9 protein-coding genes are annotated in these 10,674 nt (G+C 69.3%); 7 read left to right on the top strand and 2 right to left on the bottom strand.

Features of this window, described 5'->3' with window-relative positions; translation table 11 throughout:
- Positions 1-132: 132 nt before the first annotated feature.
- The gene (locus ROR02_RS14855; RefSeq protein WP_147164829.1) at positions 133-462 is read left to right on the top strand and encodes a DMT family transporter; all 330 of its coding nucleotides are present in this window, start codon (positions 133-135) and stop codon (positions 460-462) included.
- A 48-nt stretch (positions 463-510) separates the two neighbouring features.
- On the opposite strand, the gene tsaD is transcribed toward ROR02_RS14855, so the two are convergent.
- A complete protein-coding gene (tsaD, locus tag ROR02_RS14850) occupies positions 511-1,605 on the bottom strand; it encodes a tRNA (adenosine(37)-N6)-threonylcarbamoyltransferase complex transferase subunit TsaD (protein WP_170245141.1) in 1,095 nt (364 codons plus the stop codon).
- A 114-nt stretch (positions 1,606-1,719) separates the two neighbouring features.
- Between tsaD and hemC the strand changes: the two genes are divergently transcribed.
- The 6 genes from hemC to ROR02_RS14820 all read left to right on the top strand — a co-directional run bounded on the left by hemC (position 1,720) and on the right by ROR02_RS14820 (position 9,811).
- A complete protein-coding gene (gene hemC / locus ROR02_RS14845) occupies positions 1,720-2,676 on the top strand; it encodes a hydroxymethylbilane synthase (protein ID WP_147164828.1) in 957 nt (318 codons plus the stop codon).
- Between the two features lie 38 nt (positions 2,677-2,714).
- Complete coding sequence (locus ROR02_RS14840) at positions 2,715-4,736, top strand: uroporphyrinogen-III synthase (protein ID WP_147164827.1); 2,022 nt, start codon at positions 2,715-2,717, stop codon at positions 4,734-4,736.
- A gap of 4 nt (positions 4,737-4,740) precedes the next feature.
- Positions 4,741-6,078, top strand: coding sequence for a heme biosynthesis protein HemY (locus ROR02_RS14835; protein WP_147164826.1), 1,338 nt, complete (start codon positions 4,741-4,743; stop codon positions 6,076-6,078).
- Between the two features lie 10 nt (positions 6,079-6,088).
- Positions 6,089-6,844 (top strand): rhomboid family intramembrane serine protease, encoded by a 756-nt coding sequence (locus ROR02_RS14830; protein WP_147164825.1) that lies wholly within the window; start codon positions 6,089-6,091, stop codon positions 6,842-6,844.
- Positions 6,845-6,975: 131 nt separating this feature from the next.
- On the top strand, positions 6,976-7,905 hold the full coding sequence (gene ygfZ, locus ROR02_RS14825) for a CAF17-like 4Fe-4S cluster assembly/insertion protein YgfZ (protein WP_147164824.1): 930 nt from the start codon (positions 6,976-6,978) through the stop codon (positions 7,903-7,905).
- 583 nt (positions 7,906-8,488) lie between these two features.
- Entirely contained in the window at positions 8,489-9,811 is a 1,323-nt protein-coding gene (locus ROR02_RS14820; RefSeq protein ID WP_147164823.1) for a magnesium and cobalt transport protein CorA, read from the top strand.
- Between the two features lie 31 nt (positions 9,812-9,842).
- Here ROR02_RS14820 and ROR02_RS14815 read toward each other — a convergent pair whose 3' ends face one another.
- The gene (locus ROR02_RS14815; RefSeq protein WP_147164822.1) at positions 9,843-10,556 is read right to left on the bottom strand and encodes an SDR family NAD(P)-dependent oxidoreductase; all 714 of its coding nucleotides are present in this window, start codon (positions 10,554-10,556) and stop codon (positions 9,843-9,845) included.
- Positions 10,557-10,674: the final 118 nt, after the last annotated feature.

Here is a 10,674-nt window from a genome sequence, read left to right as displayed (position 1 = left end):
TTGAGGAACCCTTTTCCAAGGACGTCCGGGGCGTCACGCGATTGCCCGGGTCGTTCTCTCCCGCGCCCCTGTCGCGGAGGGTGGTCTTCTGTCATGGTGAAGGGGGTTCCCGGGCCGCGCGGAAGAGGCATCATGCAGTGGGTTTACCTGGCGATCGCCATTGTCACCGAAACCATCGCCACCTCGGCCATGAAGGCGGCGGAGGGGTTCACGCGGGCGATTCCCTCGCTCGTGGTCGTGATGGGATACGGAATTTCGTTTTATTTCTTTTCCCAGACGTTGAAGACCCTTCCGGTGGGGATGGCCTATGCCATCTGGTCGGGGGTTGGCCTTGTTCTGGTCACGCTCGCGGGCTGGATTCTCTACGGCCAGAAACTTGATGCTCCCGCCCTGATCGGGATTGCCCTGATCGGCGCGGGGGTGGTGGTGATGAACGTCTTTTCGTCCACCACCCAGGCGTGAGCGCACGCGGCGAGAGGAGCGGGCACGCCGCCCCTTCGCCTTGTTTCCCTACGCCTTGACCCGGCCGGCTCCGGTCGCGGGAGGGGCGTCGGGATCGAGCGGCCAGCGCGGACGGGCGCGAAAATCAAGAGGATCGGTCAGCCCCAGGCGCAGGCGCTCGATGCCGGTCCAGGCGACCATGGCGGCGTTGTCGGTGCACAGGGCGGGGGGCGGCGCGGCAAACACCATGCCGGCCTCGTCGGCCACGCGGGCCAGCGCGGCGCGCAGGGTCTGGTTGGCCGCCACGCCGCCGGCGAGCACCAGGGCGTGGCCCGGGCCATGGCGCTGGGCGAACAGGTGCCGGGCGGCCCGGGCGCGGTCGGCCAGGCAGTCGGCGATCGCCTGCTGGAAGCCGGCGCACAGGTCGTGAATGTCCTGGGGCGTGGGCGGCGTGGGGCCCAGGCGCTCCACCGTCTGGCGCAAGGCGGTTTTCAGGCCCGAGAACGACAGGTCGCAGCCCGGGCGCCCGACCAGGGGGCGCGGCAGGGCGAAGCGGGCGGGATCGCCCAGGCGGGCGGCCTTTTCCACCGCCGGCCCGCCGGGATGGCCCAGGCCCAGCATCTTGGCCGCCTTGTCGAAGGCCTCGCCGGCGGCATCGTCGATGGTGGTGCCCAGCCGCCGGCACGCCCCCACCCCCTCCACCGCCAGGAACTGGCAGTGCCCGCCCGAGGCCAGGACCAGCAGGTACGGAAACGCGAGGCCGCCTTGCAGCCGCGCGGTCAGGGCGTGGGCTTCCAGGTGGTTGACGGCGATGAAGGGCAGCCCCGACGCCAGCGCCAGGGCCTTGGCGGTCATCACGCCCACCAGCACGCCGCCGATCAGCCCGGGCCCGGCGGTGGCCGCCACCGCGTCGAGGTCGCGAAGGGCAAGGCCGCTGTCGGCCAGGGCCCGCGCCACCAGGCCGTCAAGAATGTCGAGATGGGCGCGCGCGGCGATTTCGGGAACCACGCCGCCGAAGGGACGGTGCTCGTCGATCTGCGAGCGCAACGCCTGGGCGAGTGTTTGCCCGCCAGACGTGCCGTCGTCGCCCCTGTCGGCTTCGACAATCGCGGCCGCGGTCTCATCGCAGCTTGTTTCCAGTCCCAGAACCCGGTATGCGCCCACGTGAAGACTTCCTTATGCTGGCGTCCCGGGCACGGGTCGCCTTGCGCCCGTGCCCCGATTCGTGTGGATTGCCTCTTTGCAAATCCCTGTCCAAGCCCTTACAACAGCAGCACCATGACACCAAAACCCAAGTTAATGATCGGCACCCGGGGAAGCCCCCTGGCGCTGGCCCAGACCCATCAGGTTCGCGATCTTCTCGCCGCCGCCCACCCCGAGCTGTCCGAGCCCGGCGCGATTGGCATCGAGATCATCAAGACCACCGGCGATGCCATCCTTGACCGGCCTCTGGCCGAGGTCGGGGGCAAGGGCCTTTTCACCAAGGAAATCGACGAGGCCATGCTGGATGGCCGCATCGATATCGCCGTTCACTCCATGAAGGACGTCCCCACGTACCTGCCGCCGGGCATCGTGCTGCCCTGCGTGCTGGAGCGCGAGGACGTGCGCGACGCCTTCCTCGGGCGCGACCATCCCACCCTTGAGTCCCTGCCGACCGGGGCGGTGGTGGGCACGTCGTCGCTGCGCCGGGGCGCCCAGATCCTGGCCATGCGGCCCGATCTCAAGGTGGTCTCGTTTCGTGGCAACGTCCAGACCCGTCTCGACAAGCTGGCCAAGGGCGTGGCCGACGCCACGATGCTGGCCAAGGCGGGCCTCAACCGCCTGGGCATGGCCGACAAGGCCACGTCGGTTCTCGACGTCGAGGTGATGCTTCCGGCCGTCGCGCAGGGCGCGGTGGGGTGCACGTGCCGCGCCGACGACGAACAGGCCCATCGCTGGATGGCGCCGCTGCACCATGCCGAAACCAGCCTGTGCGTGGATGTCGAACGCGCCTTCCTGGCTCGTCTGGATGGCAGCTGCCGCACGCCGATCGGGGGACTGGCCCGGGTCAGCGATTTCGGCACGGCCAACGCGCGCGTCTTCTTCCGTGGCATGGTCATCCGTCCTGATGGTAAGGTCCTTCACCAGACCACACGGGAAGGAACGGTTGATCAGGCCGTGGCTTTGGGCGAGGACGCCGGGGCCGAGCTGCTGGCCAAGGCCGGACCCGACTTTTTCACGTGCGGAGCCGAATAAGGATCCGCGAACACCGGCAAAGGGGGGTCGGTCAGGGCATGCGTGCGCTCATCACTCGTCCGCGCGATGACGCGAAGCGCGTTATCGAGCCCTTGCAAGCGCAAGGTATCGACTGTGTCCTGGAACCCCTTCTTGCCGTTCATTTCAAGGTCACGGCTCCGCCCGTTCCCTGGCGCCGCGACCCGTTCCGCGTCGATGTGGCCCGTGCCCAGGGACTGGTGTTTTCCAGCGCCAACGGGGTACGGGCCTTCGCCGCCGTCAGCCGCCAGCGCACGACGCCGGCCTATTGCGTGGGCGACTCGACGGCCCGCGTCGCGCGCGAGCATGGCTTTCGCACCGTCCACAGCGCCGACGGCGACGTCAAGGCCCTGGCCGTCCTGATCCGCCAGTTGGCCGATCCGGCCAGGGGGCCCCTGGTCCACGCCGCCGGCAGCAAGGTGGCGGGCGACCTGGCCGGCGACCTGGCGGCCGATGGCTTCACCGTCTTGCGTCATGTCCTGTACGAGGCACGGCCGGCCACGGCCCTGTCGCCCGAAACCGTCCAGGCCCTGAACGCCGGCGCGCTTGATGCCGTTTTGCTATTCTCGCCGCGCACCGCCCGGACCTTCGCCGAGCTGGTGAGGGGGGCGGGCCTGGAGGCCCGCCTTGCGCCTGTGGTGGCCTATGCCCTCAGTCCGGCCGTGGCCGATGCCCTGGCCGGCCTGCCCTTTTCTGCCGTGCGAGTCGCCGCCGCCCCGACCCAGGAGGCTCTCCTGGCGTTGATCGGTGCCGATTGCGCCGCCGGTTCGCCGGGCACCGCGACGCCCGGCCCCACTGAATCGGAACCGACCAAGCAAGGGGGATTCCCGGTCATGACCGAGCGATCCAAGAACGACCCTCTCGATGGCAAGTGGGAGGCCGCGGCCCCGGCCGGCAGTCCCTCCCCCGATGCCACCCCGTCCTGGGGCGGCCCTCCCGCCGGGGGGCGGCCGTCGCGGGAGAAACCATGGTCCGACGCCAGCGCCGGCCAAAGACCCCCGGCGCCGCCGAAGCGACGCAAGGGCGGCGGCTGCCTGCCCATGATGCTCCTGCTGCTGCTGGCGTTCTTCTCGGCGGTGGCCATCCCCGGTTCCTATTCGTGGTGGCGCAACCAGATCCCCGAGCCCTACCGGGCTCAGGTGCCCGACCTGCCGTTCAAGCCCGAGGATCCCGACGTGACCGCGCTGCAGCAGCGCGCGAGCCGTCTGGCCAGCGACCTCGGCACCGCCCAGTCCAAGGTTTCGTCGCTGGAGGACGAACTGGCCGCCGTGCGCAAGCTCGCCGAAAACGCCGGGGTCACGGTTGACCTGACCGGGCCGCTCAGCGATCAGGCCGGTGCGTACCTGTACGACCAGATCCGCCGCGTGCAGAGCCGGGTGGACACCCTCAGCACCTCGATGGTCACGCCGTCCAACATCCTGTCGCTGTCCGACCGGGTGACCGATATCGAGAAGATCGCCCGCCAGACCCAGACCCGGCGCAGCACCGCGCTGGCGCTGCTGCTGTCGGTGGCGCAGATCCGCGAGGCGGCCGACCGGGGCGAGTCCTTCCTTGACCAGCTGCGCACCGTGGAAGCGATCGTGGGCGATCAGGCGTCGTTCCTAAACGCCATGGAGCCGCTGGTGCCCCTGGCGCCCAAGGGCGTGGCCTCGCGCGCGGGCCTGCGGGCCGGTTTCGCCGAGATGGCGCGCGCCGTGACCAAGGCCACGGCGATCACCGAAAGCGACTCGTGGGTGGATCGCACCGTCGGCGCCCTGTCGACCGTCGTCCTGGTGCGCCGCACCGACGAGGCGGCCGAGCAGCCGACCCCGCTGGTCTTGCTTGCCCGGGCCGAGAAGCAGGTGCATGAAAACGACCTTGCCGGCGCCAAGATGATCCTGGAAGGCCTGGAAGGCGCCGCCGCCGAGGCCGCCCGGCCGTGGATGGACGCGGTCGCCAACCGGCTGGTTGCCGAGGCTGCCTTGTCCGACCTGACGTCGCTGGCCGTCGCCGAGGTCGGGGCGGCCCGCGCCACCGAGCCCGGCTCCCCCACGGAAGGATGAGGCCATGACGCGGATTCTACTCTTCCTTCTGTTCACCGGCCTGCTGGTTGGTTCGGCCGTGTGGCTGGCCAACCACCCCGGGGCGATCGCCATCGAATGGGTGGGCTGGCACCTGGAAACCTCGGCCTCGCTGGCCCTGGTTGCCCTTCTGGTTCTGATCGCCGTGATCTTGATCCTGAACCGGGTGTACGGGGGCGTGCGCCACATGCCGCGCTTCCTGGGCCGCACCTTGCACGAACGCCGCTTGAAGCGCGGCGGTCTCCTGCTGGGCGAGGGCCTGGCGGCGGTCAAGGGGGGCGATACCGCCCTGGCCGGCAAGATGCTGCGCGAGGTCGAGCGCCTGCTTCCGGGCGCCGTGGGCGTGCAGGTCCTGGCCGCCGAGACGGCGGCCGCCACCGGCGACCTGGAGCGCGCCGAGGAAATGTTCTCGGCGATCAAGGATAATCCCAAGTTCCGCGCCTGTGGCCGGCGCGGCCTGCTGGAACTGGCCCAGGCCCGCAACGACGAGGACAAGGTGCTGGCGATCGCCCGCGACGCGGTGACCAGCGGCATCTCCGCCCCGTGGGCCACCGGTCCCCTGTTCCAGATCCTGGTGCGCCGGCGTCAGTGGGAAGACGCCATGAACGTGCTGGGCCGGGCCCACGGCCGGGGTGGGCGCAGCGCGCGCGCCGACGATCCCCAGCGCGTGGTCAAGGCCTCGTTGCTGTGCGCCCAGGCCCGCGACGTGCTGGCCCTCGGGGCGCCCGCGCAGGCGCAGCGCCTGGCCCAGCAGGCCCTGTTGCTGGAACCCGGGCTGATCGAGGCCACCTTGATTTCCGCCCGGATCCTGATCACCGAGAACAAGCACCGCAAGGCGGCCCAGATGCTGGCCGCCCAGTGGAAGCGCGTGCCCCATCCCGAGGTCGCCTCGTTGTACCTCTCGCTGGGCGATGACGGGGATCCGCTCAAGCGTCTGAAGCGGGTTGAAGGCCTGATCGAAAGCAATCCCGAGGCCCCGCAAAGCCGCGTCGCCCTGGCCCAGGCCGCCCTGGCGGCCAAGCTGTGGGGACAGGCGCGCAAGGCCCTGGATCCCCTGGTGCGGACCCGGCCCTCGCCGGTGGTCTGCCGCCTGGTGGCCCTGCTGGAGGAAGGCGAGAACCGCGATCTGGCCCTGGCCAACCAGTGGCTGATGCACGCCCTGACCGCCGAGCCGGCCGAGGCCTGGACCTGCGAGCGCTGCGGGGCCACCCATACCCGGTGGGATCCGGTGTGTTCGGCCTGTGGCGCCCTGGGCACCATCGACTGGCGGCGGGCCCGCAAGCTGGAAGGCAGTCCCGAACCGACGACGCCGGCCGCCGAATAGGGCCGGCGGGGTGCTGCCGCTCCACGACGATAATCCAACAACCCTCAGGCCGGTGGTCACCATCGGCCTGATGGCTTTTTGCATCGTTGTTTTCCTGTACCAGGCGTCGCTGTCGCCGTTGGGCGACGCGCGCCTGACCCTGGCCGCCGGGGTGGTGCCGGCGCGATTGTTTGGCGCGGGGAATCCCTTCGACCTGCTGACCCTGGTGACCTGCCAGTATTTGCATGGCGGCTTTTTGCACCTGGGCGGCAATCTCCTGTACCTGTGGATCTTTGGGAACAATGTCGAGGATGCGCTGGGCCACCGGCGCTTCTTCCTGTTCTACACCGTGTGCGGCGTCGTGGCGTCCCTGGTCCACGCGGCCAGCGATCCGGCTTCCACCGTGCCCCTGATCGGGGCCTCGGGCGCGATTTCCGGGGTGCTGGGGGCTTATCTGCTGCTCTATCCCCGCGCGCGCGTCCTGGTGTGGATCGGGATTTTCATCGTGCGCTTGCCGGCTTTCATCGTGCTGGGGCTGTGGTTCGCCTTTCAGGTGGGCGCGATCGTGCTGGGCGGCGGCGGCTCGGTGGCCTGGGGCGCCCACGTGGGCGGTTTCGTGGCCGGCTTGCTGCTGATCATTCCCATGCGCCGCCGGGGCATGACCTTGTGGCAGCCCGCCCAGCCCCGGGCCCCGGTCGTGCAACGCACCCGGGCTCGCTCGCGCGTGCCGGTTTCCGGCGGCACCCCGCCATCGCCCCCGCCCCGTCGGCGCGGACCCTGGGGGTAGGGGCGGGCGACGGACGGGGGCGCTTCCCCGCCTTGAGGGCCCGCCCTGAGGGTCTGCCCTGAGGGTCCGTCTTGAGGGAAGGGGCGCGCAACGCCACATAGGACGAACCCCGACCCATCCGGAGGAGTCCCATGGCCGATCTTGCTTGCGTGCCCTTGCCCGAACGGGCGCTTCTGGCGGTGGAGGGGGCCGATCGTGTCGCTTTCCTCAACGGCCTGGTCACGGTGCGCCTGGAGCGCCTGGCGCCCGGGCGCGCCTTGTGGGGCGGCCTGTTGAGCCCTCACGGGCGCGTGGTTCACGAGTTCTTTCTGATCGACACCGGCGACGCCATCGTGCTGGAAGGCGAGGCGGCCCGGCTGGATGACCTGGCGCGGCGTCTGGGGCGCTTTCGCTTGCGCGCGGCCGTGACCCTCACCCCCTGGCCGGGGGGGCGGGTGATGGGTCTTGGCGATCCCGAGGCCCCGGCGCGTCTGGGGCTCGCGCCCACGCCCGGCGCGTGTCGCTCGCTCCCCGGTGGGGCGCTCGCGTTGGTCGATCCCCGGCTGGCCGAGGCGGGGGTGCGTCTGATCGTGCCCGAGGGCGCGGCCCTGCCCGACGGTGTGCGCGAGGATGACACGCCGGGCGCCCGCGTGGCCTGGCACGCCCACCGCGTGGGCCTGGGCCTGCCCGAGGGCGCGGCCGAATTGCCCCCCGAGGCGGTCTTGCCCCTGGAAGCGGGGTTCGAGGAACTGGGCGCCGTGGACTTCGACAAGGGCTGTTACCTGGGCCAGGAAATGACGGCGCGGACCCATTACCGCCGCTTGATCCGCCGCCGGGTGCTGCCGGTGTCGTTCGAGGGCGCGGCTCCGGCTCCGGGGGCGACGTTGCTCACCACCGAAGGCGCCGAGGCCGGGGTTTTCCACGCCAGTGGAGCCCCGGGGCTGGGGCTGGCCGTGCTCCGCCAGGAAAACGCGGTCGAGGGCCGGGTGCTGCATGAAGCCCAGGGGGGGCTCCAGGGCGAGGCCTCCGTGGTGGTTCACGTGCCGGGCTGGGTGCGCTCCCTGGGCGAGCAGGAGGGGTAAGGAAAAAAACGGCAAGGGGGGCTTTGTTCCCCGATGGTCCGGCCGGTTTCCCGAAGGAAAAAGGCTCGGGCCACCGATCTCGTCATTTCGGTTGACCGGGCCTCGCCGGTAATGCCAAAAGGCCACGGGCGCACCGCCCTTTTTGCCGTCGCGTTCCCATCGGCTCGTGAGGACCGCCCTTTCATGGAAAGTGTCCGTCGTCGCTGTCCGGCCGGAACGCCAACCCGGACCTGAGCCTTTGGGTCCCTCGTTGGCGCCCGCCGGGGGCTTTGTCCAACGAGGTGACCCATGTCTCCCCTGAAATCCGCTTTTTCTGTGTGGTGTTCGCGCGGTCGGGCCGTGCAAACCCGGGCGATCTCGGCCGATCCGCCCGTGGATCGGGACCCCGGGGGCTGCTAGAGTCCGTCCGTTTCACGTTGAAGCGGACAGATTCCAGATCCCTTTGTTTGAGTTTGTCTCTTCGGGAAAAGCGGTGCCCACTTTTCCCTGACCAACTCTCGCTCTCCCTTTTTCGCGCGCGTCGCCGTGCCGGCGGATCGGCCCGGCCCCGTTCTTGATGTTCTGGAACGTTCGGGGGACCCCGATGTCGTTGCACACCATCACCGACATGCTGAACAGGCAGAAAATCGTGGAAAACATGGTGCGCACCCAAGGCTCGCGCCGGACCGAGCTGGTTGAAAGCGTCGTCCAGAAACAGCATCAGGTGGAAGTTCAGTCCACCTTGGCCCGGCTCTCGGCGGCCGAGATCGGCCAGATCCTGGAAACCCTGTCGGGCGAGGACGCGCGGCGCCTGTGGGCCCAGGTGGGCCCCGAGCGCGAGGACGATATCCTTTGGGAAGTGTCCCCCACCTTGCGCCAGCACCTGGCCGGCGGGCGCGAGCCGCGCTTTCGCAAGGGCCAGGTCCGCGCCTACGAAATCCTCGATGGCCGCATGCGGGTGGTGCCGATCAGTTGCAGCGCCGACCTGGAGCCCTTGCGCCCGATCTGGATCGACCTGCTGGGGGTGTCGGAGTCCGAACGCGGCTGGATCGCGCGCCGCTATGGCCTGGAGTTGCCCGATCCCGACAAGCTGACCGACCTGGAAGTCAGCGCCCGCTTCTATGAAGAGGAAAAGGACGAAATTCACCTGCACTCGAATTTCCTGCTCGATACCGAGGAAAAATCCCGCTCGGTGCCGGTGGCGTTCGTGGTGCACAAGGGAATCTTGTTCGCGGTCCGCAATCAGGAACTGCCGATCTTCCGCTTGCAGCGGCTGCGCATGCGCAATCAGCCGGGCGACGTGTCGCACTGCCTGGACCTGTTGCTGGCCTTGTACGCCGCCGATGTCGAGTATTCGGCCGACTCGCTGGAGGATACCTACGCCACGCTGCGCCGGGTCAGTCAGCAGGTGCTGAGCGAGAACATCAGCGACGAGGCGGCGGCCCGGATCCTGAGCGCCATCGCCGAGGAAGAGGATCTGAACAGCCGCATTCGCGGCAACATGCTCGATTCCCAGCGCGCGGTGTCGTTCCTGGTCCGGGGGCGTTTCCTGTCGCCCGATCAGCTGGAGGACGCGCGCGAGATCATCCGCGATATTGAATCTCTGAACACGCACACCGCGTTCTTGTTTGAAAAAATCAACTTCCTGATGGATGCCACGGTGGGCTTCATCAACGTCAACCAGAACAAGCGGGTGTCGCAGCTCACCGTGGCCGGCGTGGTGTTCATGCCCTTGAACGTGCTGGCCGGCATTGGCGGCATGTCCGAGTTTTCGATGATGACCGAGGGCATTCCCTGGCCGCTGGCCTATGGCGCCTTGATCGTGGCCATGGCCCTGGTCGGCTGGGGGACGTATGTCACCGTGAAGTACTACGAAACCCGCAAGGCCCGCGAGGCCCTCACCCGGGGGCTGGAAGCGGGCCTGTAGGCCTCGCCGTCCCAGCCCCCGGGCGCGGGGGTCACGCCTGGGCGTGCACGATCTCGCCGTGACGGGTGCAGGCGGGCGAGGCCAGTTCCAGGAAGAAGGGCACCAGGGTTTCGGGCCCGGGCAGGGTATCGGGGTTCTCGCCGGGGAAGGCCTCGGCGCGCATGGGGGTGCGCACCCGCCCCGGATTGATCAGGTTGACCCGAATGTTGGTCTTGGTCACCTCGGCGGCCCAGGTCAGGGCCATGGTCTCCACCGCGCCCTTCGACACCGCGTAGGTCGCCCAGTAGGGATGCCGGCCGTCGGTCGCGTTCGAGGTCAGGAAAATGGCGCGCCCGGCGTCCGACTGACGCAACAGGGGCTCGAACGAGCGGATCAAGCGGAAATTGGCGGTCAGGTTGGTGGCAAGAACCTTGTCCCACTCCTTGGGCTTGATGTGGGGGATCGGGGTCAGGGTGCCCAGCATGCCGGCGTTGGCCACCAGCACGTCGAGCTTGCCGAAGCGCTGGAACAAGGCGGCGCCGATTTCGTCCAGGGCATCGAAGTTGGTCAGGTCTTCGTTGATCAGGGTCGGGGCGGTGCCGCCGGCCGCCTGGATTTCGTCGTCCAGCTCGGCCAGGGCGCCCTCGGTGCGGGCCATGGCGATGACGTGCGCGCCCTCGGCGGCGAAGGCCAGGGCCACGGCCCGGCCGATCCCGCGCGAGGCCCCGGTGATGAAACAAAGACGGTCTTGAAGTCGGCCGGCCATGGCGGCGTCTCCTTGGGCATGAAAAAACGGAAAGTGGGGTGTGCCGCGTCGGGGCGCCCCGCGCCATGACATTTTTCATCTGGCCGGGGCCGGCGCGGCGGCCGGGGGAGGGCGGGGG

It is taken from the genome of Pararhodospirillum oryzae (genome assembly GCF_007992075.1).
In the GTDB taxonomy this organism is placed as follows: Bacteria; Pseudomonadota; Alphaproteobacteria; order Rhodospirillales; family Rhodospirillaceae; genus Pararhodospirillum; species Pararhodospirillum oryzae.
This window is presented reverse-complemented; position numbering and strand designations above follow the sequence as displayed.

Excerpts from the sequence above, each read along its gene's own strand:
- hemC (WP_147164828.1), top strand. The coding sequence starts at position 1,720 with ATGACACCAAAACCCAAGTTAATGATCGGCACCCGGGGAAGCCCCCTG.
- ROR02_RS14815 (WP_147164822.1), bottom strand. The coding sequence starts at position 10,556 with ATGGCCGGCCGACTTCAAGACCGTCTTTGTTTCATCACCGGGGCCTCG.
- ygfZ (WP_147164824.1), top strand. The coding sequence starts at position 6,976 with ATGGCCGATCTTGCTTGCGTGCCCTTGCCCGAACGGGCGCTTCTGGCG.
- ROR02_RS14820 (WP_147164823.1), top strand. The coding sequence starts at position 8,489 with ATGTCGTTGCACACCATCACCGACATGCTGAACAGGCAGAAAATCGTG.
- ROR02_RS14835 (WP_147164826.1), top strand. The coding sequence starts at position 4,741 with ATGACGCGGATTCTACTCTTCCTTCTGTTCACCGGCCTGCTGGTTGGT.
- ROR02_RS14840 (WP_147164827.1), top strand. The coding sequence starts at position 2,715 with ATGCGTGCGCTCATCACTCGTCCGCGCGATGACGCGAAGCGCGTTATC.
- ROR02_RS14855 (WP_147164829.1), top strand. The coding sequence starts at position 133 with ATGCAGTGGGTTTACCTGGCGATCGCCATTGTCACCGAAACCATCGCC.